Source organism: Mycolicibacter nonchromogenicus (assembly GCF_002101775.1).
In the GTDB taxonomy this organism is placed as follows: Bacteria; Actinomycetota; Actinomycetes; order Mycobacteriales; family Mycobacteriaceae; genus Mycobacterium; species Mycobacterium nonchromogenicum.
The window spans coordinates 31,954-53,893 of sequence record NZ_LQPI01000063.1; the positions used below are offsets into that span (position 1 = coordinate 31,954).

19 protein-coding genes are annotated in these 21,940 nt (G+C 68.5%); 8 read left to right on the forward strand and 11 right to left on the reverse strand.

The features are described from left to right. Positions 1-47 precede the first annotated feature (47 nt). Genes AWC18_RS17070 through AWC18_RS17080 form a run of 3 tightly spaced genes read right to left on the reverse strand, consistent with a single transcriptional unit; the run spans position 48 to position 2,116 of the window. A complete protein-coding gene (locus AWC18_RS17070; RefSeq protein ID WP_085139498.1) occupies positions 48-503 on the reverse strand; it encodes a nitroreductase family deazaflavin-dependent oxidoreductase in 456 nt (151 codons plus the stop codon). 17 nt (positions 504-520) lie between these two features. After that, positions 521-946, reverse strand: coding sequence for an HIT family protein (locus AWC18_RS17075; protein ID WP_085139499.1), 426 nt, complete (start codon positions 944-946; stop codon positions 521-523). An 18-nt stretch (positions 947-964) separates the two neighbouring features. After that, positions 965-2,116 (reverse strand): MalY/PatB family protein, encoded by a 1,152-nt coding sequence (locus AWC18_RS17080; protein ID WP_085139500.1) that lies wholly within the window; start codon positions 2,114-2,116, stop codon positions 965-967. Positions 2,117-2,148: 32 nt separating this feature from the next. Here AWC18_RS17080 and AWC18_RS17085 point away from each other — a divergent pair, with 32 nt between their 5' ends. Both AWC18_RS17085 and AWC18_RS17090 read left to right on the forward strand, forming a co-directional pair. Further along, complete coding sequence (locus tag AWC18_RS17085; protein WP_085139501.1) at positions 2,149-3,261, forward strand: adenylate/guanylate cyclase domain-containing protein; 1,113 nt, start codon at positions 2,149-2,151, stop codon at positions 3,259-3,261. Positions 3,262-3,359: 98 nt separating this feature from the next. Next, a complete protein-coding gene (locus AWC18_RS17090) occupies positions 3,360-4,337 on the forward strand; it encodes an Acg family FMN-binding oxidoreductase (protein ID WP_085139502.1) in 978 nt (325 codons plus the stop codon). 314 nt (positions 4,338-4,651) lie between these two features. Here AWC18_RS17090 and AWC18_RS17095 read toward each other — a convergent pair whose 3' ends face one another. Beyond that, a complete protein-coding gene (locus tag AWC18_RS17095; RefSeq protein ID WP_234806567.1) occupies positions 4,652-6,547 on the reverse strand; it encodes an ABC transporter ATP-binding protein in 1,896 nt (631 codons plus the stop codon). Beyond that, positions 6,544-8,292 (reverse strand): ABC transporter ATP-binding protein, encoded by a 1,749-nt coding sequence (locus AWC18_RS17100; RefSeq protein ID WP_085139503.1) that lies wholly within the window; start codon positions 8,290-8,292, stop codon positions 6,544-6,546. Before AWC18_RS17100 ends, AWC18_RS17095 begins: the two co-directional genes overlap by 4 nt. Positions 8,293-8,463: 171 nt before the next feature. Between AWC18_RS17100 and AWC18_RS17105 the strand changes: the two genes are divergently transcribed. Together AWC18_RS17105 and AWC18_RS17110 are read left to right on the forward strand one after the other, a co-directional pair. Then, positions 8,464-8,964, forward strand: coding sequence for a DUF3558 domain-containing protein (locus AWC18_RS17105; RefSeq protein WP_064997734.1), 501 nt, complete (start codon positions 8,464-8,466; stop codon positions 8,962-8,964). Then, positions 8,961-9,506 (forward strand): DUF3558 domain-containing protein, encoded by a 546-nt coding sequence (locus AWC18_RS17110; RefSeq protein WP_064997725.1) that lies wholly within the window; start codon positions 8,961-8,963, stop codon positions 9,504-9,506. The genes AWC18_RS17105 and AWC18_RS17110 overlap by 4 nt, the downstream gene beginning before the upstream one ends. Positions 9,507-9,521: 15 nt before the next feature. On the opposite strand, the gene AWC18_RS17115 is transcribed toward AWC18_RS17110, so the two are convergent. Continuing rightward, a complete protein-coding gene (locus AWC18_RS17115) occupies positions 9,522-10,025 on the reverse strand; it encodes a TetR/AcrR family transcriptional regulator (protein ID WP_085139504.1) in 504 nt (167 codons plus the stop codon). Positions 10,026-10,165: 140 nt separating this feature from the next. On the opposite strand from AWC18_RS17115, the gene AWC18_RS17120 reads away from it, so the two are divergent. Then, on the forward strand, positions 10,166-11,341 hold the full coding sequence (locus AWC18_RS17120; RefSeq protein WP_085139525.1) for an acyl-CoA dehydrogenase family protein: 1,176 nt from the start codon (positions 10,166-10,168) through the stop codon (positions 11,339-11,341). Positions 11,342-11,360: 19 nt separating this feature from the next. Here AWC18_RS17120 and AWC18_RS17125 read toward each other — a convergent pair whose 3' ends face one another. Beyond that, positions 11,361-11,861 carry a SixA phosphatase family protein gene (locus AWC18_RS17125; RefSeq protein WP_085139505.1) on the reverse strand — a complete coding sequence of 167 codons (501 nt, stop codon included), beginning with the start codon at positions 11,859-11,861 and terminating at the stop codon, positions 11,361-11,363. A gap of 174 nt (positions 11,862-12,035) precedes the next feature. Here AWC18_RS17125 and AWC18_RS17130 point away from each other — a divergent pair, with 174 nt between their 5' ends. Further along, a complete protein-coding gene (locus AWC18_RS17130) occupies positions 12,036-13,181 on the forward strand; it encodes a metallophosphoesterase family protein (RefSeq protein WP_085139506.1) in 1,146 nt (381 codons plus the stop codon). Further along, positions 13,178-15,793, forward strand: coding sequence for an AAA family ATPase (locus AWC18_RS17135; protein WP_085139507.1), 2,616 nt, complete (start codon positions 13,178-13,180; stop codon positions 15,791-15,793). The genes AWC18_RS17130 and AWC18_RS17135 overlap by 4 nt, the downstream gene beginning before the upstream one ends. A 44-nt stretch (positions 15,794-15,837) precedes the next feature. Here the strand turns inward: AWC18_RS17135 and oppA are convergent, their stop codons facing one another. The 4 genes from oppA to oppB are packed head-to-tail and all read right to left on the reverse strand — an operon-like array spanning position 15,838 to position 21,231. Continuing rightward, positions 15,838-17,553 (reverse strand): oligopeptide ABC transporter substrate-binding protein OppA, encoded by a 1,716-nt coding sequence (gene oppA, locus AWC18_RS17140; protein WP_234806568.1) that lies wholly within the window; start codon positions 17,551-17,553, stop codon positions 15,838-15,840. Further along, on the reverse strand, positions 17,550-19,382 hold the full coding sequence (gene oppD / locus AWC18_RS17145; protein WP_085139508.1) for an oligopeptide ABC transporter ATP-binding protein OppD: 1,833 nt from the start codon (positions 19,380-19,382) through the stop codon (positions 17,550-17,552). Before oppD ends, oppA begins: the two co-directional genes overlap by 4 nt. Beyond that, a complete protein-coding gene (gene oppC, locus AWC18_RS17150) occupies positions 19,379-20,257 on the reverse strand; it encodes an oligopeptide ABC transporter permease OppC (protein ID WP_085139509.1) in 879 nt (292 codons plus the stop codon). The genes oppD and oppC overlap by 4 nt, the downstream gene beginning before the upstream one ends. After that, positions 20,254-21,231, reverse strand: a complete 978-nt coding sequence (gene oppB / locus AWC18_RS17155) for an oligopeptide ABC transporter permease OppB (protein WP_085139510.1) — start codon at positions 21,229-21,231, stop codon at positions 20,254-20,256. Before oppB ends, oppC begins: the two co-directional genes overlap by 4 nt. Before the next feature lie 184 nt (positions 21,232-21,415). Between oppB and AWC18_RS17160 the strand changes: the two genes are divergently transcribed. Then, positions 21,416-21,907 carry a beta-class carbonic anhydrase gene (locus tag AWC18_RS17160; protein ID WP_085139511.1) on the forward strand — a complete coding sequence of 164 codons (492 nt, stop codon included), beginning with the start codon at positions 21,416-21,418 and terminating at the stop codon, positions 21,905-21,907. Positions 21,908-21,940 lie beyond the last annotated feature (33 nt).

Here is a 21,940-nt window from a genome sequence, read left to right on the forward strand (position 1 = left end):
TACCTGAGCAAAGCGGAACAGCGGACCACTCGCAGAAATAATTCTCGCTAAGTCGAAGGCGCCGGCGTGAGCCTGATGACCGGGATCGGCCGGGTTGTTCGGCGCTGGTAGTTCGCGTAACGATCGGCGTTGTTGGCGTTGACGATTCGCCACAATCGGGCGTAATCGGGGTCGTCGGGCAACACCGGCTGCGCAGTGGCGCGCAGACGCTTCGGACCGATGTTGATCTCCACGTCCGGGTGGGCCTTGAGGTTGTGGTACCAGGCGGGGGAGCGCGGCGCGCCGCCCATCGACGCAACGATCAGGTAGGTGCCGTCGTCGCGGGCGTAGGTCAGCGACGAGGTGCGTGCCTGGCCGGTCTTGGCACCCACGGTGTGCAACAGCAGGCTGGGCGGCAGGCCCGGAAATTTGTGGCCGATCCAACCATTGGTCTGCTGGTAGATCAGGTTGTGCAGGCCGAGCGCTCGGACGCCCAGCTTTTCGATTGGGGATAGACGGTCCATGCCCTCGAGTCTGCCCGCTAACTGCCGCTGCCGGCCAGCGCCGTCCGCAGGATGGTCCCGGTGGCCTCGCGGTCCGGATCGCGACGTAACAGCAGCCCTTTGGCGAAAGAAAGCCGGTCGCCGTCGCGACGCGGAACCACGTGCAGGTGGATGTGGAACACGCTCTGAAATGCTGCCCGGCCGTCGTTGATCACTAGGTTGTTGCCGTTGGCGTGCAGCCCCGAGGCGCGCGCGGCCTGGGCGATCCGCTGACCGATGGTGACCATGCCGGCCAGGGTGGCCGCCGGGGTGTCGGTCAGGTCCACCGAGTGCTGTTTGGGTATCACCAGGGTGTGGCCGCGGGTGAATGGCCGGATGTCGAGAAACGCCAGGTACTCATCGTCTTCGAAAACCCGCACCGCCGGCGCGTCACCGGCGACCACGGCGCAGAACACGCAGGACATGCCCGCCACGGTAATGCGTCAGTGCAGCGCCCTGGCCATCGCCTCGATCGCCCGGTCCAAGATGGCCCGGGTGGTCGCGAAGTTCAGTCTCGCGAAGCCCCGGCCTCCGCCGAAGGGGATGCCCGGACTCAGTGCCACCCGCGCGTTGGCCAGCAGGATCTCGGCCGGTTCGGCGGGCAGGCCCAGTTCCCGGAAGTCGAGCCAGGCCAGGTAGGTGGCCTCCGGGTGGCTGACCCGCAGGCCCGGCACCGTCGCGGGCAGCGTTCGGCTGAGGTGATCGCGGTTGGCGCGCAGGTAGGTCAGCAGGTCGTCCAGCCACGATCCGCCGTGGGTGTAGGCGGCGAGGTTGGCGCTGATACCGGCGGTGGCGGCGCCCATGGTGTTCAGCAGGTTGATGCGATCCCAGTCGGCAGCGTCACGCGGGTTGGACAGGATCACCTGCGCGCACATCAGGCCGGGCAGGTTCCAGCCTTTGGAGGCCGACATCAGGGTGATGACGGTGTCGGCTGCTGCCGGCGACACCGATGCGGCCGCGACGTGGGGCCGGTCGTAGACCAGCGGGGCGTGGATCTCGTCGGCGATCACCCGGGCACCGTGGCGTGCGGCGATGTCCACGATCGCGCTGAGCTCCTCAGCGGTGAACGCGGTGCCCAGCGGGTTGTTCGGATTGCACAGGATCAGCGACCCCGCCCCGGCGGCGAACGCGGCCTCCAGGGCATCCAGATCTATCAGGTAGCGGCCCGAATCCTGCTGTGTCATCGGGATCTCCACCCGCTGGCGGCCGGTCACGGTCAGCAGGTCGAAGAACGGCATGTAGGCCGGTACCGGGAGCACCACCGCGCTCTGCGGGCGGGTGAGGAACTCGATCACCACCTCCATGCCCTTGAGGACGTCGGGCACCACCCGCACCCATTGCGGCTGAACGGGCCAGTTGTAGCGGCGCAGGCACCACTGCGCGAGTGCGGTGGGCAAGGCATCCGAGCCCAGTGCCGGATAGCCGAACTCTTCGTTGGCCACCCAGTCCCGCAGCCCGTCGAGGATTGCCGGGGCGGTGGGGAAGTCCATCTCGGCGATCCACAGCGCCAGCACATCGGGACCGTAGTGATTCCACTTGATGGTGTTGCGGGCGCGGAGTTGCTCGGGCGTCAGTGCATCGAAGGCTTCGGCCACCCCGTCAGTCTGCCGCGAGATACGTTTGCGGTGTGGGGGACCCCGAGATCGAGGACTTGCTGGCCGGGCTGGAGGGCACCGCGCGTGCCGAGCGTGCCGAACTGATCGAATGGTTGCTGGAACAGGGCATCACCGCCGAGGAGATCCGCGGGAACCCCTCGCCGATGCTGCTGGCGTCGCGACGGCTGGTCGGCGACGACGGCACCTACGTCTCGGCTCGTGAGATCAGTGAATCCACCGGAGTCGACCTGGAGAATCTGCAGCGTCTGCAACGCGCGGTCGGACTGCCCTGGATGGACGACCCGGATGCCCCCGTCCAGATGCGCGCCGACGCCAGCATCGCCGTACATGCCCGCCGCTTCATCGAAGCCGGCATCGACGCCGAGCAGGCCCTGCAGACCGCCCGGCTGCTGGCGGACGGGCTGGCGCACACCGCGGAATTCATGCGCTTCACGGTGCTGTCTGCCATCGGCGAACCCGGCGTCACCGAACTGCAGATCGCCCAGCGGTCACGGGATCTGGTGGCCGGGCTGGCGCCGATGCTGGGCCCGTTCGTCCAGGACATGCTCATGATGCAGCTGCGTCATCAGCTCGACATCGACGCCGTCACCGCCAGCGAGCGCCTGGCGGGCGCACCCCTGCCGGGAGCACGTCAGGTCGCCGTCGCGTTCGCCGACCTGGTCGGCTTCACCCGGCTCGGGGAGATGGTGCCGCCCGACGAGCTGGTCCAGCTCGCCGAGCGCCTGACGGTGCTGGGGCGTGAGATAGCCGTTCCGCCGGTGCGGTTCATCAAGACCATCGGCGACGCGGTGATGTTCGTCTGCCCAGAGCCGGCGCCGTTGGTAGATGCGGTGCTGCGGCTGGTCGAGGTGGCCCAGGCCGACCAGACCCTGCCGCGGTTGCGCGCCGGTGTCGCTTCCGGAGAGGCCGTGAGCAGAGTCGGGGACTGGTTCGGCAGCCCGGTGAACACCGCGAGCCGGATCACCGGGGTCGCCCGGCCGGGCACCGTGCTGGTCGCTGAGCCGGTGCGGGTGGCACTGACCGAATCCGATGCCTTCCAGTGGTCGTTCGCCGGCGGCCGGCACCTCAAGGGCATCAAGAGCGAGGTGAATCTGTTCCGGGTCCGGCGCCGCGCCGACGCCTGACGTGGGGGCCAACGCAGACCGACCAGTGACTAAGGCCCCTGTTGCGCCTGGGAGCGGGCTGGGAACCTGAAGGCGACAGACCCCCTTGGAGGTGGTTGATGGTGGACACGACCGTGGATCACGAGGTTCTCACCGAAGCGGTGCGGCTGGCGTGCCGCGCGCCGTCATTGCACAACAGCCAGCCGTGGCGATGGGTGGCCGACGGCAGCCGGCTGGACCTGTACCTGGATCCGACCCGCGCCGTGCACGGCGACCGCTCGGCACGTGAGGCGTTGATCAGCTGTGGTGCCGTGCTGGATCACCTGCGGGTCGCGATGGCTGCCGCCGGTTGGACGGCCGAGATCGAGCGGTTCCCGGAGGATGCGCAGCCGGACCATCTGGCCTCGATCGAATTCACCGCCGCAGAACGGGTTACGGATCTGGATCGCTACCGTGCCGGGGCGATCTTGCGGCGCCACACCGATCGACTGCCGTTCATGGCGCCGAGCAATTGGGACCGGATCGAGACGGTGCTGTACGACGCGGTGACCGGCCCGGTGCGGTTATGCGTGCTGGCCGACGAGTTGCGTTCCAAGCTGGTCGAGGCTTCCGAGCTCACCGAGGCGCTGCGCCTGTATGACTCGTCGTATCATGCTGAACTCGGCTGGTGGACAGCGCCGTTCGAGGTTTCCGACGGGATTCCGGAGAGTGCGCTGGTCTCGGCTGCCGAAAGTGACCGGGTGGATATCGGGCGGTCGTTCCCGGTCACCCACAACCGGGAACGACGTCTTGAGGTGGGCGACGATCGTTCGAGGATCGTGCTGCTGTCCACCGCCAGCGATGAGCCGGGCGATGCTCTGGCCTGCGGTGAGGCGCTCTCGACGGTGTTGCTGGAATGCACGATGGCGGGCTTGGCGACGTGTCCGGTAACGCATCTGACCGAGGTGCCCGCCGGTCGGGCGATGCTCGCCGGCGTGGTCGGCGCCGATGACCTGCCTCAGGTGTTGATACGCGTCGGCGGCGCGCCGGCGCTGGAGAAGCCGCCGGCGCCGACGCCGCGGCGGCCGCTGGCCGATGTGCTGCATGTGAAGCTCTGATCGGCGATCCCACGGGGGTTGGGCGGCCACCGGGGGATAAGGAAGTTGCCCGGCTTTGAGCGAATCACGGGGCTGCGCAGTACGCGCCTCGTAGCGACTTGTCGCTCGAAGCCGGGCAACTATTCATGTGGTTCCGGACTTGTCCGCCACCGGAATTGGGGCAGGCTCGGACTGACAGGGGAGCGTCTACACTTCCAGCGCGGCTGGCTTTCACCCTCTGTCCAGCTCTTCGGATCACGGTCATGTCCGAGCCTGCTTCGCACTCGAATCTACGCTCGCCACGGCTGGTGGGCAATGGCTGATTCACGCCCGCTTCAGCTGCCTTCGGCCATCGCCCAGTAGGCCCCGCGGCGGGCCAGCAGGTCGGTGTGGGTGCCCTGTTCGACGATTCGGCCGGCCTGCATCACCAGGATCACGTCCGCGTCGCGGATCGTCGAAAGCCGGTGGGCGATAACGAAACTGGTGCGTCCCCGGCGCAGCTCCCGCATCGCCCGCTGGATCAGCAGTTCGGTGCGGGTGTCCACCGAACTGGTGGCCTCGTCGAGGACAAGCAGCTGCGGCTGGGCCAGGAATGCTCGCGCGATGGTGATCAGCTGCTTCTCCCCGGCACTGATCGCCCCGCCGTCATCGTTCACCCGGGTCGCATAGCCGTCCGGCAGGGCACGCACGAAGGCGTCGACGTGTGCGGCGCGGGCCGCCTCGATGATCTCGTCCTCGGTGGCGCCGGGCCTGCCGTAGCCGATGTTCTCGGCGATCGTCCCGGTGAACAGCCAGGTGTCCTGCAGCACCATGCCGATCGACGAGCGCAGTGCGCAGCGGTCCACACCGGTGATGTCGACACCGTCGATCAGGATCTGCCCGCGGTCCACGTCGTAGAACCGCATCAATAGGTTGACCAGGGTGGTCTTGCCGGCTCCGGTCGGGCCGACGATGGCCACCGTGCTGCCCGCGGCCACGCTCAGCGACAGGTCCTCGATCACCGGCACCCCGGGCCGGTAGCCGAAGCTGACGTCACGAAACTCCACCCGTCCGCGCGGATCCGCGTCGCGCGCACCCGGGCCCCACAACGGGGTAGACGGCGCCGGGGGTTCTTCGGGCTCGTCGAGGAATGCGAACACCCGCTCGGCGCTGGCGGCGCCGGACTGCAGGGCGTTGAACATCGAGGCCAGATTCCCCACCGGTTGATTGAACTGTCGGACGTAGGCGATGAACGCCTGAATGCTGCCGAGCGTGATCTGCCCGGTGGCCACCTGAAAGCCGCCGATCACCGCGACCGCGACATAGCCGAGGTTGGCGATCAGCCCCGTCGCCGGGGCGATCAAACCCGAGAAGAACTGGGCCCCGAACCCGGCCCGGTACAACTCGTCGTTGCAGTCGTCGAACCGCTGTTGCGCCCAGTCGCGGTGGCCGAACGTCCGCACCAGGGTGAAGCCGCTGTAGGTCTCCTCCAGGTGGGCATTGAGTCGCCCGGTGGCCGCCCACTGCGCGGCGAACAGTCGTTGTGAGCGCCGGGTGATCGACCGGACCGCCAACAGCGTCACCGGCACTCCGGCCACGGTGATCAACGCCAGCAGCGGCGAGATGGACAGCATCATGGCCAGCACCACCAGCACGGTCAGCACCGAGGAGAACAGTTGACTGACCGTCATCGACACCGATGTCGCGGTGTTGTCCACGTCGTTGGTGACCCTGCTCAAGAGCTCGCCGCGCCGCTGGGTGTCGAAATAGCGCAGGGGAAGCCGGTGCAGTTTGTCTTCGACGTCGCGGCGCAGCGCCCGCATAGTGCGCTGCAGGATGACGTTGAGCAGCCGTGCCTGTGTCCAGACCATCAGCGCCGCAATCAGATACAGGCCCATCGCCAGCGCCAGAGTGCGCGCCACCGCGGCGAAGTCGACCCCGGCGCCGGGAACCAGGTCCATCCGCGAGAGCATCTCGGCGTAGGTGCCGCGGCCGGCGGCGCGGGCCTGTTCGACGGCCTGCGCCTTGGTGATGCCGGCCGGCAGGCTGCGGCCGATGATGCCGTTGAACACCAGATCGGTGGCGTGACCGAGAATCCGCGGCCCGGCCACACCGAGCGCGATACCCCCCAGCGACAGGCTGATGACCGCCGCGACCAGCCGGCGCTGCGGGCCCATCCGGCGGGCCAGACGCAATGCGGTCGGCCAGAAGTTCGCGGCCCGTGTCGTCGGGGCGCCCACGGGTGCGCTCACAGGCCACCGGCCCCAGCGGTCACCGACTGAGATTCGGCGAACTCGGCATAGGTGGGGCAGTCGGCCAGCAGTTCCCGGTGGGTTCCGGTGCCGACCACCCGGCCGTCGTCGAGGACGACCACCTGATCGGCCTGGGTGACGGTCGAGATCCGCTGCGCCACGATGATCACCGTGGCATCGACGGCCACCTCACGCAGGGCCTCGCGCACCCGGGCGTCGGTGCGGGTGTCCAGGGCAGAGAACGCGTCGTCGAACAGATAGATCGAGGGCCGCCGGATCACCGCCCGGGCGATCGCGAGGCGTTGACGCTGTCCGCCGGACAGGTTGATCCCGCCCTGGGCCACCGGCATCGCCAGCCCATCGGGGTGCGCCGCCACGAAATCGTCGGCGGCGGCCACCCGCAGTGCCTCCCACATCTGCTCGTCGCTCAGGGTTGCCCCCGACGCGGTGCCGTAGCGCAGGTTGTCGGCGACCGTGCCGGAGAACAGGTAGCCGCGTTGCGGCACCAGACCGATGCCCGACCACAGCTCCTCGGGGTCGCGGTCGCGCACGTCCACGCCGTCGATGAGCACGGCGCCCTCGGTCACGTCGCGCAGCCTGCAGAGCAGCGTGACCAGGGTGGATTTGCCCGATCCGGTGGAGCCGACCACCGCGGTGGTGGTGCCCGGCCGTGCGGTCAGGGACACCTCGGACAGCACCGAGCGGTCGGCGCCGGGGTAACGGAAGCCGACGCCGTGCAGCCGGACCTCGCCGGTACGGGAGGCCGGGACCACCGGCTGGGTCGGGGGTTTGATGGTCGGTTCGGTGGACAGCACCGCGGTGATCCGTTCGGCGCAGACCGCGGCGCGGGGCACGATCGCCAGCACCATGGTGGCCATCAGCACCGCCATCAGGATCTGCATGAAGTAGGACAGGAACGCGATCAGCGACCCGACCTGCATCTGTCCGGCGTCGATGCGCAGCGCGCCGAACCAGATCAGCGCGACGCTGGAGGCGTTGATGATCAGCGTGGTGGTGGGCAGCATCAGTACCTGCAGGTTCCCGACAGTCAGCGAGGCGTCCGACAGCGCCGTGTTGGCCTGCGCGAACCGGTCTCGCTCGAAGGGCTCGCGGGCGAACGCGCGGATCACCCGGATGCCGGTGAGCTGGTCGCGCAGCACCCGGTTGATGTTGTCGATCAGCATCTGCATGCGCCGGAACAGCGGCAGCATCCGCGACACGATCAGGTAGTTGGCCAGCGCCAGCACCGGCACGCTGACAGCCAGCAGCCAGGCCAGGCCGGCGTCCTGGTGTACCGCCATCAGCACCCCGCCGACGCTCATGATCGGCGCGGTGACCAGCGTGGTGGCGCCCAGCTGCACGATCAGCTGGATCTGGCGGACGTCGTTGGTGGTGCGGGTCAACAGGGTAGGCGCCCCGAAGCGGGTGGTCTCACGCTCGGAGAACCGGATCACCTGGGCGAACACCGCCCGGCGCAGGTCACGTCCGAACCCGGTCCCGGTGCGGGCGCCGAAGTAGACCGCGGCGACGGCGCACAGCATCTGCAGGCCGGTGACGCCGAGCATCACCGCGCCCAGCCGGACGATGATGGCGGTGTCGCCGCGGACCACGCCTTCGTCGATGATCGTGGCGTTGACGGTCGGCAGGTACAGCGACGCCAGCGTGCTGATCAGCTGTAGTGCCATCACCGCCGCGATCGGCCGGCGGTAAGGCCTGAGGTAGCAGCGCAGCAGCGCCAGAAGCATGGGGTTACTGTCGCACACCCGTGCGGTCGCGGCGTTGCTGTGGCGAGACAGGGCGACACAAACCGACTGGTCACCGCGCCGTCGTGGTTGACGGGCAGCGGTGCCGCTACAGTGCATCGTGTGCGGCTCAAACTGACGGTCCCGGCCCTTGCGGCCGCTGCCCTGATTCCGATGGTCGGCGGCTGTTCTGACTCCGACTCACCTGAAGCTCAAGGCGGCAGCCAGTCCGCGTCGCCGACGGCCGAGCAGAGCAACCACGGCCCGTCGTTCCCGCAGTGCGGCGGTGTCAGTGACGAGACGATGGCCAACCTGACCCGGGTGTCCGGCCTGGTCAGCACCGCCCAGAACTCGGTGGGCTGCCAGTGGCTGCTGCGCGGCGGCATCATGGGCCCGCACTTCTCCTTCTCCTGGTACCGCGGCAGCCCCATCGGCCGCGAGCGCAAGACCGAGGAGGTGTCGCGGACCTCGGTCGAGGACATCAACATCGACGGCCACAGCGGATTCATCGCGATCGGCACCGCCCCGACGATGGGCGACAACCTGTGTGAGGTCGGCATCCAATTCAAAGATGACTTCATCGAGTGGTCGGTGAGCTTCGCTCAGAAGCCGTTCCCGGATCCCTGCGACGTCGCCAAAGAGCTGACGCGCCAGTCGATTGCGAACTCCAAATGAGTCGCCGGATTGTAGCCACCGCGGCCGCGGTGTTGGCAGTGTTGGTCAGCCTGACGGGTTGCTCCCGTGAGGTGGCCGGCACCGCCGTCAAGGCCGGCGCGGGCGACACGAAGCGCAACAACAACTCCGAGCGGCAGTACCCGAACCTGCTCAAGGAGTGCGAGGTGCTGACCACCGACATTCTGGCCAAGACGGTGGGCGCGGACCCGCTGGACATCCAGAGCACGTTCGTCGGCGCCATCTGCCGCTGGCAGGCCGCCAACCCGGCCGGGCTGATCGACATCACCCGGTTCTGGTTCGAGCAGGGCAGTCTGGACAACGAACGCAAGGTCGCGGAGTTCCTGAAGTATCAGATCGAGAACAAGACCATCGTGGGCGTGCCCTCGATCGTGATGCGCCCGTCCGACCCGAACGGCTCCTGCGGGGTCGCCAGCGACGCCGCCGGGGTGGTCGGCTGGTGGGTCAACCCGCAGGCACCCGGGATCGACGCGTGCGAGCAGGCGCTGAAGCTGATGGAACTGACGCTCGCCACCAACTCCTGAGTCCGGGGCGCGGGGCTAGGGCGCCGTATGCCCTCCGCCGGCCAGCTCCCGCAGTTCGGTAACGGCCTGCGTTGCCGTCGGCGCGCTGTCGGGGTCGATCAGTGACTGGATCATCAGGCCCAGCACCATCGCCAGTGCGACTGGCCCGCCCATCTCCGAACGCGCGCGTTGCTGGCCTTCGGCCAGGCGTACGCGCAGTTCGTCATTGCGCTGGGCCTGCACAATCGCCTCCAGATGCGAGGTCCACAGTGCCTTGTCGGTGGTGAAGGACTCGAGTACCGCCTGCCACCGCTCCACCGCCGTGGCCGACTGCCCATCCGGCGACATGCGGGCGTCGAGTTCGTCGAGTTCTTCGAAGAGGGCCTGAACCAGAAGCCGCTCGCGGCTGCCGAAGTGATAGCCGATGGCGGCGTGGCTGACACCGGCCGCCGCGGCGATGTCGCGCACCGTCGTATTCGCCCAGCCCCGCTCGACGAGGCAGCGCTTGGCGCCTTCCAGCAGATCCTCACGGTTGCCCATAGATGCAGGTTAGCCAGGTTGTAGGCGGTTGCACAAATGGTTTGACCAATTGGATTGACCATATGGTCAAATCGGAGGTACGGTACCGAGACCAAGCGCACGACACCCCGTCGGCGCGGCTGAGTCAGGAGGTGCCCGACATGGCGCATGAAGTTGTCGAGCGGGTCGAGAAGATCGCCACCCAGTTGGCCGGGACCGCGGACGACAGCGAACGCCTCGGCAAGCTCTCCGAGGAGTCAGTGGCTCTGATCCGCCAGGCCGGCGTGATGCGGATGCTGCAGCCGACTGATTTCGGCGGGTACGCGGCCCATCCGCGCGATTTCGCCGAGGCGGTCATGGCGGTGGCGAAGCACTGCGGGTCCACCGGCTGGGTGTGCGGCGTCGGGGGAGTGCATCCCTGGGAGATGGCGCTGATGGACCGCCGGCTGCAAGCCGAGATCTGGGCCGAGGATCCCGATACGTGGATCGCGTCGCCGTATGCCGCGCAAGGCGTAGCGACTCCGGTCGAGGGCGGCTATCGGTTGACCGGGCGGTGGAACTTCTCCTCGGGCACCGATCACTGCAGCTGGATCTTCCTGGGCGCCCGCGTCGGTGGCGTTGACGGGGTGCCCCCGAAGGTGCTGCATGTCGTCTTGCCGCGCGCCGACTACACCATCGTCGACGACTCTTGGGACGTCATCGGCCTGTCGGGCACCGGCAGCAAGGACATCATCGTCGACGGCGCCTTCATCCCGGACTACCGCACCATCGACTTCGCCCACGTCGCCTCCGGCGCCGGCGCCGCCGAGGCGGCCGGGCGCACCGAGACGCTCTACAAGCTGCCGTTCTGGACGATGTTCCCGCTCGGGATCACGGCCGCGCTCATCGGGATCACCGAAGGTGCACTGGCCGCGCATCTGGACTATCAGCGCGACCGGGTGGCCGCCACCGGCACCAAGATCAAAGACGACCCGTATGTGCTGTACGCGATCTCGGAGGCCGCCGCTGAGATCGCCGCCTCCCGCCTGCAACTCCTGGACGGCATCAGCAGAATGTACGACCTCGCCGATGCGGGCAAGGAGATCAGCTTCGAAGATCGCTCGCTGGTGCGGCGCAACCAGATTCGCTGTGCCTGGCGGGCCGTTGCCGCCGCCGACGCCATCTTCGCCCGCTCCGGGGGTAACGCCGCGCGCCGGAACAACCCGCTGCAGCGGTTCTGGCGCGATGCCCACGTCGGTCTGGGGCATGCCATCCAAACCCCGGGCACGATCTATCACTCCAGTGCCCTGACGGTCATGGGGGTCGAGCCGCCGCCGGCGTTGCGGGCGATGATCTGAGTCTCGCCGGACCGACCAGCTACCGCGGCACGTGAAAGTCCACCAGCGCGACTGACCCCAGCTCCACGTCCGCCCAGCTGCCGGTGACGTGCAGGACGGCGATACCCGAGGTTGGGTACTTCGCCGAGACCTGTTGCGCTACGGCGCTGTCGGTGCCGGGTCCGGCCAGTCCCAGCGCGACGCTCGACATGGCCGGCTCGTGACCGATCACCAGCAGGGTGCCGACGTCGTCGCCGACGGTGTTGATCGTCGCGATCACGGTTCCGGGCGTCGCGTCGTAGAGATCATCGACATAGCGCACCGGCGCGGCCAGCGCGGTCCGCGCGTAGGTCTGTCGGGTGCGGGTGGCGGTCGAACACAGCACAGCATCCACGGCCGGTGCGTGGGCTCGCAGCCAGTCCCCGGCCAGCCCGGCCTCCCGGATCCCGCGCGGGGCCAATGGCCGCTCACGGTCGGCTGCCCCGGGTGGATAGTCCGACTTGGCGTGCCGCAACAGAATCAGGGTGCGCTGAGTAGTCACCTGCTCCAGCGTAGGGGGCCGCCCTGCCGGTGCAGAAGTGCCGGATGTGACGCATGAGTCCTGACCGTGCCGCGGGCTTGCGGACCTGCCGAGCGAGGTCCGCGAGCTTGTCGGTGACCGGCCATACACTCGCGATGCCTGAGTGACGGACCGGCGGAAAGGGACAGGACGGACATGCGATTCGTGCACACCGCCGACTGGCAGCTCGGCATGACCCGGCACTTTCTGGCCGGCGACGCCCAGCCGCGGTACTCGGCGGCCCGGCGCGACGCGGTGGCCGGGCTGGGGGCGCTGGCGAAGGAGACGGGTGCGGAATTCGTCGTCGTCGCCGGCGATGTATTCGAGGACAATCAGCTCGCGCCGGAGGTCATCAGCCAGTCCCTGGAAGCCATGCGCACCATCGGGATCCCGGTCTATCTGCTTCCGGGAAATCACGATCCGCTCGACGCGGGGTCGGTGTACACCAGCGCGTTGTTCACCGCCGAGTGCCCCGACAACGTGATGGTGCTCGACACCGCCGGCGTGCACCAGGTGCGCCCCGGCCTGGAGATCGTCGCCGCGCCGTGGCGCTCCAAACGTCCCACCGCCGACCTGACCGCGGCTGCGCTTGACGGCCTGCCTGCCGATGGCACCATCCGGGTCCTGGTCGCCCACGGCGGCGTCGACGCCCTGGACCCCGACCCCGGCAACCCGGCACTGATTCGGCTGGCCGGCCTGCAGGCCGCCCTGTCCCGCGGGGTGATCCACTACGTCGCCCTGGGGGACAAGCACTCCCGCACCCAGGTCGGGGAGACGGGCCGTATCTGGTATTCCGGATCGCCGGAGGTCACCAACTTCGACGACATCGAATCCGACCCCGGCCACGTGCTGGTGGTCGACATCGACGAGGCCGACGGCGCCATTCGCGTGGACTCCCGCCACGTCGGCCGGTGGCGGTTCATGACGCTGCACCGCCAGCTCGACACCGGCCGCGACGTCACCGACCTGGACATCAACCTCGACCAGCTGCCGGACAAGGAACGCACGGTGGTTCAGCTGGCCCTGACCGGTTCGCTCAGCGTCACCGACCGGGCCGCCCTCGACGTCTGCCTGGACCGGTATTCGCGGCTGTTCGCCTGGGTGGGCACCTGGAAGCGTCACACCCACCTGGTGGTGGTGCCCGCTGACGGGGAATTCACCGACCTCGGAATCGGCGGTTTCGCCGCCGATGCGGTCGAGGAACTGGTCGCCACCGCGCGCGGCGACGACACTGGTGCCGCCGATGACGCTCACGCAGCGCTGGCGCTGCTGCTGCGCTTGGTCGATCGGGGAGTGGCATGAGACTGCACCGGTTGGTGCTGACCAACTACCGCGGTGTGGCGCATCGCGAGATCGACTTCCCCGACCACGGCGTGGTGGTGGTGTGCGGCGCCAACGAGATCGGCAAATCCTCGATGATCGAGGCGCTGGACCTGTTGCTGGAGTCCAAGGACCGTTCAGCCAAGAAGGACGTCAAGCAGGTCAAGCCCACCCACGCCGACGTCGGAGCTGAGGTCACCGCGGAGATCAGCACGGGCCCATACCGTTTCGTGTATCACAAGCGCTTCCACAAGGCGCCCCGGACGCAACTGACCATCCTGGAGCCGCGCCGCGAGCAGCTCACCGGAGACGAGGCGCACGACCGGGTCCGCGCCATGCTGGACGAGACCATGGACACCGGTCTCTGGCAGGCCCAGCGGGTGCTGCAGGCGTCGTCGACCGCGGCGGTCGACTTGTCCGGATGCGATGCGCTGTCGCGGGCTCTGGACATCGCGGCCGGCGACACCGCCTCTCTCAGCGGAACCGAGCCCGTTCTCATCGAGCGAATCGAGGCCGAGTACGCGCGCTACTTCACCGGGACCGGGCGCCCCACCGGGGAGTGGTCGGCGGCCATCGCCGCGCTGGCTGCAGCCGACGCCGAGGTAGCGCGCTGCACTGAGCTGCTCGCCGAAGTGGACGACCGGGTGCACCGTCACGCCGAGCTGTCCGCGCGGTTGGCGGGGTTGACCGACGAGCAGGCCGCCGCGGACGCCCGGCTCAACGCAGCGCAGGCCGCCAGCACCGCGATCGAAGAGTTGCGCGGCAGGCTTCACGATGCGCAGTTGGTGGCCACCGCGGCCAAAGCCACCAGCGCCGCGACCGAAAGCGCTCAAGCCGAGCGGCGCCGCCAGCGTGAAGACCTCGAAGCACGAGCGGCCGCGATCGCCCTGCTGGACACCGAGATCGACGCCGCCGCCGAGGCGGCGGCCGCCGCCGACACCGAAACGGCTGCGGCAGATGCCGCCGCGGCCGAAGCCGCACAAGCGTTGGTGGTCGCCACCGAGCGGGCGGCCTGCGCGCGCCGAGTCGTCGATCAGCTCGCCGCTCGCGACGAGGCAGACCGGCTCCCCCACCGACTCGCCCGCCTTGATGACACCGAAGGCCAGCTCGCCGTCGTGGCGGCTGAGCTCGCGCAGATCGTCGTGACCGAGCCGATGCTGCGCCGGATCGAAGAGGCGTCGGCGGCCTGCGATCGCAGTGAGGCGTCACTGGCCGCGATCTCGGCGACCCTGGAGCTCACCGCGATCGCCGACGTCGACCTGGTGATCGCCGGCGATCCCACGGCCCTGCCCGGCGGTCAGAGCTGGTCGGCCACCGTCACCGACGGCCTGGAGGTCGATGTGCCCGGCCTGCTGCGGGTACGTGTCCGCCCCGGAGACACCGCGCGCGAGGCCGGCGTCAAACATGCTGCGGCACAGACTGAACTTGCCGATGCTCTGGCGGCGGCAGGAGTGTGCGATCTGGCGCAGGCACGCGACGCCGACCAGCGGCGCCGCGACCTGCAGGGCAGCCGCGACCAGTTGACCGCCACCCTGGCCGCCTTGCGCGGTGGCGACGACGTCGAGGAGTTGCGCACCCGGCTGACGCGACTGCGCGGGGAGTGCGGCGAGATCCCCGCCGGGATGACCCCGGAGCAGGCCCGCGCCGAGCGCGACGAGGCCGAGGCGTTGCGGGCGCAGGCTGACGCCGACTGTGAAGTCCTGCGCCGAGCCGCCCAGGAAGCCGCCGCGCGGCGCACGGAGGCCGCCACGCGGCTGACGCTGTTGCGGGAAAAGGTGGCCGCGCAACGCACTGAGCTGGAGGCGGTCAGCCAGCGTCTCGCAGCACAGCGGGCCACGGTCAGCGATGACGAGCTGGCTGCTACCGCCGCCGCTAATGAGCAGGCATTGCGCACCGCCGAGCAGCGCGTGACCGAGCTGTCCCAGCAGCTGGGCGCCGCCGCCCCCGAGGCGATCGACACCGAACTCGCCGCAGCGCAGACCGCGGCCCAGGATCTGCGGGCTCAGCACGCCGAGACCGCCCGCGCACTGCACGAGGTGGAGGTCGAGCTCGCCGTGTTCGGCACCCAGGGCCGGCGGGGGCAGCTCGACGCGGCACAGATCGCGCGGGCACACGCTGCGGCCGAACATGATCGGGTCGGCCGCCGGGCACGAGCGGCGGCGCTGCTGCGATCCACGATGTTCCGCCACCGCGACGACACCCGCCGGCGTTACGTCGAGCCGTTCCGCGCAGAGATCCAGCGGCTGGGTGCGCACGTCTTCGGCAACGATTTCGAAGTCGAGGTCGACACCGACCTGAAGATCTGCGCCCGCACCTTAGGTGGCCGCACGGTTCCCTACGAGTCGCTGTCCGGCGGCGCCAAAGAACAACTGGGCATCCTGACCCGACTGGCCGGGGCGGCGCTGGTGGCCAAGGAGGACAGTGTCCCGGTGGTGATCGACGACGCGCTCGGCTTCACCGACCCGGATCGGCTGCAGAAGATGGGTGCGGTGTTCGACGCGGTGGGCTCACACGGGCAGGTGATCGTGTTGACCTGCAGCCCGGATCGCTACGGCAGCATCACAGATGCCCACCGCATCGACCTGAGTGCCTGAGGCCGGGCCTACACGTTCGGTGTGCCGGGGGTCCGGCGGCGTCCTCAGTCCTTCATGAACCCGATCACGGTGTAGTCCAGATCCGCCAGCCCCGGCGCCCCGAAGTTCGCCAGCGAACTGCGCACCGCGACGTTGCCGGTGGTCTGAATCAGCGGCAGGCTGAAGCCCTCAGCCCACAACAGGCTGTCGACTTCGTTGGCCCGGGCTCGCGCCACCGCGGGGTCGAGCGCCTCCAGCGTCTCTTCGATCTTGGCATCGATGGCGGGGCTGCCGATCTTGCCGAAGTTGGCCTCACCGTAGGAGGCCGAGATCTGGGTCAGTCCGGCCAGCGGGAAAGCATCACCGACCCAACTGAATTGGGCGATGTCAAAGTCGCCGACATTGACATAGTCGGTGAAGAAGCCGCCCCCGGCCTTGGCGTCCAGCTGAAGCTTGACCCCGATCTGGGCCAGGTTGTGCTGGGCGACCTGGGCGAACTGGCGGGTGCTCGAGGCGTCGTAGAACAGGTGACGGATCACCAGCGGACGGCCGTCTTTCTCGCGGAACTTCCCGTTGAGTCGCCACCCCAGCTCGTCGAGTTCGCGTGCGGCGCGCTCCGGGTCGTAGGCCACCACGGCACTGTTGTCCTGGTAGCCCTCCTGGCCCGCGACGTAGATGTGGTTGTTCAGCGGCACCGGGTCGGCGGTCAGGCCGCGCTGGGTCACCTTGGCGATCGTGGAGCGGTCGATGCCGCGCATGACCGCCAGCCGCAGCGCCTTGTCGGACAGGATGGCGCCGGGCGCCCCGTTGAAGGTGAAGTGGCTCCAGGCCGGGGTCGGCGCCCGGCGGATGGCGATGCCCTCGGTTCGCCGCGCGATCGTCAACTGATCCAGGGTGGCCACCCCGGTGGCGTCGATGGTGTGGTTCTGCAGCGCCGGCATCCGGGCGGCCTCGTCGAGCACCAGGTAGGTGATGGTGTCCAGCTTCGGGCGCTTACCCCACCAGGCGGGGTTGCGGGTCAAGGTGATTCGCTGGCTGGTGCGGTCCAGCCTCGACAGGACGAACGGCCCGGCCGAGGGACCCGGCCTGCTCAGTTGAGCCTTGTTGAAGGTCTCCGGATCGGAGGTCATGCTGGCCGGCAGCAGCATGGAGTTGCCCGCGAACATGCCCCGCCACTCCGCGTAGGGCTTGGCGAAGCGCATCACGGCCTGCCGGTCGTCGACGCCGCGGGTCACCGCGGCGACGCGCTCGGCGCCGTTGGTGGTCGCGATGGCGTAGCTGCTGTCGGCGCCGCTGGTGGCATGGATCTGGCTGGCGATATCTTTCCAGGTGAGCGGCGTCCCGTCGCTCCAGACCGCTTTCGGGTTGATGGTGTAGGTGACCACCTGGGGGTTGGTGCTGGTCAGCTCCACACTGGTGAAGTAGTCGGTGTCCACTGTCGCCGAGCCGTCCGGCCCGATGATGAACGCCCGCGGCATGGTGGCCTTGAGCATGGCGGCGTTCTCGGCGAGGTTGCCGTCGATGTGCAGCGGGTTGAAGTTCGGCGGGAACTGCGTCATCGACAGCCGCAGGTTGCCGCCGTCACGCAGTTTCGCCGGGTCCTGCGGGTTGATGTCGCTGGCGGTCCCGACCGCGGCGGCGCCCTCTGGCGCGGTGATGTCGACTGCCGCGCACCCGCTCAGCGCCAGGCCCAGTGCCAGGAGCGCCGCGAGATTCCGCTGACGCAGGCGGCCACTCGCACTTTTGCTGCGTGAGCGCGATCTCGCGGAGAACGGACTCATGAGTTCACCACCGGTTGTGGCACCGCTGCCAGCAGGCGTCGGGTGTAGTCGTGCTGCGGATCGCCGAATACCTGATCCGCCTCGCCCTGTTCGACGATCTCCCCGGCGAACATCACCGCGACCCGGTGCGCCAGGTGTTTGACCACCGAAAGGTCATGCGAGACAAACAGGTAGGACAGCCCGAACTGCTGTTGCAGATCCAGCAGCAGGTTGATGATGCCGGCCTGAATCGAAACATCGAGAGCGGACACCGGCTCGTCCAGTGCGAGGATCTTCGGCTGTAACGCCAGGGCCCGGGCGATGCCGATCCGCTGCTTCTGCCCGCCGGAGAACTCCGAGGGGTAGCGCAGGGCGTCGCCGCGGCGCAGACCCACCAGCTCCAAGAGTTCGGCGACCCGAGCATGAATGGCGACTTTGTCGGACCCATTGGCGCGCAGTGGTTCTGCCAGCACCTCGAAGACCGGCAGCCGTGGATCCAGTGAAGCGACCGGATCCTGGAACACCACCTGCAGGTCACGCCGCAGGGCGCGACGCCCATCGCGTTTCAACGTCGCGACGTCGGTGCCGAGCACTTCGATCGACCCGGCCTGGGGCGCAGCCAGTTCCAGGATCTGGTGCAAGGTGGTGGATTTGCCCGAGCCGGATTCGCCGACGATTCCCAGCGTGCGGCCCTGCTGCAACTCGAAACTCACGCGAGAGACCGCGCGCACCTCACCGGCGCGCCGCCGCAGCACGCCCTTGGTCAGCGGATAGGTCTTGACCAGGTCGCGCACCCGCAGGACGGTGGGTGCCTCCCCGGTGGCCGCAGCGCTGACTTCGGTGCGCACGCCATAGATGTCGGCGGCACTGCGCCCGACGACCTGGTCGGTGTGAATACATGCCGCCGCATGGTTGTCCCCGACGCTAAGCAGGTCCGGCTCGGCGAGCAGGCAGTCATCCGCGGCCAACGGGCAGCGCGGGGCGAAGGGACACCCGGCATCGACCCCGGCCGTCAATGCCGGCGGTGCGCCCGGGATGGGCACCAACCGGGTACCCTGCGGGGCGTCCAGGCGGGGCACCGAACCCAACAGGCCCACCGTGTAGGGCATTCGCCGGTCGGCGTAGAGGGCCTCGACCGGTGCGGCCTCGACCACCCGGCCGGCATACATCACCAGTGCCCGGTCAGCGAATTCGGCGACCACCCCGAGGTCGTGGGTGATGATCAGCACCCCGGCGCCGGTCACGTCCCGCGCGGTCTTGAGGACCTCGAGGATCTGGGCCTGCACCGTGACGTCCAGCGCGGTGGTGGGCTCGTCGCAGATGAGCAGGTCCGGGTCACAGGCGATGGCGATGGCGATCACCACCCGTTGCCGCTCGCCGCCGGAAAGCTCGTGCGGAAACGCCCGCGCCCGCTGCTGCGGCTGGTTGATCCCGACCAGCTCCAGCAGCTCGACCGCGCGCCGGCGCGCCGCGGCGCGGCCCACCTTGGGCTGATGCACCTCGATGGCCTCGGCGATCTGATCGCCCACGGTGTACACCGGCGTCAGTGCCGACATCGGGTCCTGGAACACCATTCCGATCGAGGCGCCGCGGAACTTCGACATCGCGGTGTCGCCCAGCCCGATCAGCTGCGTGCCGTGTAGCCGGACTGAGCCGGACACCTGCGCATGCTCGGGCAGCAGTCCCATCACGGCCATCGCCGCCGCGGATTTCCCCGAGCCCGATTCACCCACCATCGCGACCACTTCGCCGGCGGCCACCTGATAGCTGACGCCGCGTACCGCACGCACCGCGTCGGGACCGGAGCCGAATGTCACGGCCAGGTCGGACACTTCAAGCAGCGTGCTCACCGGCGGCCCCTCAACGTTGCGGCATCGGGGTCCAGGGCGTCGCGCAGGCCGTCCCCGGCGAGGTTCGCGCAGACCAGAATGGTGATCAGCACCCCGGCCGGGAACAAGAAGACCCACGGGAAGGTGATGGCTGACGCGGTCCCGTCGGCGATCAGGGTGCCCAGCGAGACGTCGGGCGGTTGGATGCCGAAACCCAGGTAGCTCAAGCCGGTTTCAGCGAGGATCGCCATTGCGACGTTGAGTGCGGTGTCGATGATCAGAATGGACGCCACGTTGGGCACCACGTGGTCGATGATGATGCGTCGGCTGGAGACGCCCATATACCGTGCGGCTCGGATGAATTCACGCTCTCGCAGGCTCATAGTCAGCCCGCGCACCATGCGGGCGCTGATCATCCAGCTGAACCCGGCCAGCAGCAGCACCAGCAGCGCGATGTTGCCGCTGTTCTTGGTGCGCGGAGTGATGATCGCGATCAGGATGAAGGCCGGCACCACCAGCAGCAGGTCGACCAGCCACATCAGCACCCGGTCGCGCCATCCGCCGAAATACCCCGAGATGGCTCCCACCGTCGCGGCGATCACGGTGGAGATCAGCGCCACGCACACCCCGATCAGCATCGACTTCTGCATGCCGCGCAGGATCTGGGCCAGCAGATCTTGACCCAACCCGTTAGTGCCCAGCCAATGTCGAGCGCCCGGCGGAACCAGCAGCGCGTCGTAGTCCAAATCGGTGTAGGAGTAGGGCAGCAGGCCCGGCAGCGTGTAGCAGCCGATGAACATCACCGCCAGCAGTCCCAATGCGGCGACCGCGCTACGGCTGCGCAGGAACCGGCGCAGCACCAGGGTGCGCCGCGAGGCGAACTCGATCTCGGTCATGACACCCGCACCCGCGGGTCGAGCAACGCGTAGATGACGTCGGAGAGCAGTCCGGCCAGCAGTACCACCGCGCCGGAGAACACCGTGATGGCCGCGACGATATTGGTGTCCTGGGTGGCCACACCCTGCACCACCCATTCGCCCATGCCGTGCCAGCCGAAGATCTTCTCGACGAACACCGCCCCGGTGACCAGGCCGGCCACCCCGTAGGCGAACAGTGTCGCCATCGGAATCAGCGCGGTGCGCAGACCGTGCTTGAACAGTGCACGACGTCGCGTCAGCCCCTTGGCCCGAGCGGTGCGGATGAAGTCCTGGCCGAGCACGTCGAGCATCGCGTTGCGCTGGTAGCGGCTGAAGCTGGCGGCCGCGCCCAGTGCCAGCGTCAGTGACGGCAAGACCAGGTGTTGCAGCCGATCGGCCAACCCGGGCCAGAAGCCGGTGACCAGCCCGGGGGAGGTCTCGCCGGTGTAGTCGAACAGCTGGGCGCCCAGCGCCCAGTTCACCCGCAGGGCGCTGAGGATCACCAGATTGGCCAGCACGAAGGTCGGCACCGACAGCACCAGCAGCGCCGCCATGGTGATCACCCGGTCCGAGAGCCGGTATTGGCGTACCGCACCCCAGGCGCCGGCCACCACGCCGATCACGGTGCCAGCCAGCGAGCCGACCACCAGCAGGCGCAGGCTGACGCCGACGCGGCGGCCCAGTTCTCCCGAAACCGGCTGGCCGGTGACCGTGACGCCGAAATCGCCGCGCACCGCGTGGGAGGCCCAGTGCGCGTAACGCAGCGGAATGGGCTTATCCAAGCCCAGTTCGGCGGCTTTGGCGTCGATCACGGCCTGCGGCGGCCTCGGGTTGCGCTGCATGAGGCTGTCCAGCGGCGCGAAGGCCAACGAGGTCAGGCAGAACGTCAGAAACGAGGCCAGGCCCAGCAGCACCAGGTAGTTCAGCGCCCGCCCGGCCAGAAACCGCGTCATGGCCCACAGGGTAGAGGTCTACCGCCTGCCCGCGCCGGATGCGTCGTGCCGGTGAGCGTGCGTGTCGGTGGGTGACACACCGGCGAAAGAATCCCCGCTGATTTTTACCCGTGAAAACTTCGGAGTCCTTCATTAAGCTCCGCTCGACTCCGACAGCTCTACTCCACAACGAAAGAGAGAACTAGTGACCGTCACCGACGACTACTTGGCGAACAACGCGGAATACGCGAAGACGTTCAATGGTCCGTTGCCCATGCCGCCGAGCAAGCACGTCGCGATCGTGGCCTGCATGGACGCTCGCCTGGACGTCTACCGTCTGCTGGGCCTCAACGAAGGCGAGGCACACACCATCCGCAACGCAGGTGGTGTCGTTTCAGACGACGCGATCCGCTCCCTGGCGATCAGCCAGCGGCTGTTGGGCACCCGCGAGATCATCCTGATCCACCACACCGACTGCGGAATGCTGACCTTCACCGACGACGACTTCAAGCGTTCCATCCTCGAAGAGACCGGCATCCGCCCGACCTGGTCGGCTGAGGCGTTCCCGGACGAGGTCGAGGACGTCCGGCAGTCGCTGCGGCGGGTCCAGGCCAGCCCGTTCATCACGGCGACCACCTCGCTGCGGGGGTTCGTCTTCGACGTGGCCACCGGCAAGCTCAACGAAGTCACGCTGTAACCGGCGCCACCCGCCCCGCCTCGGGTGGGTGAC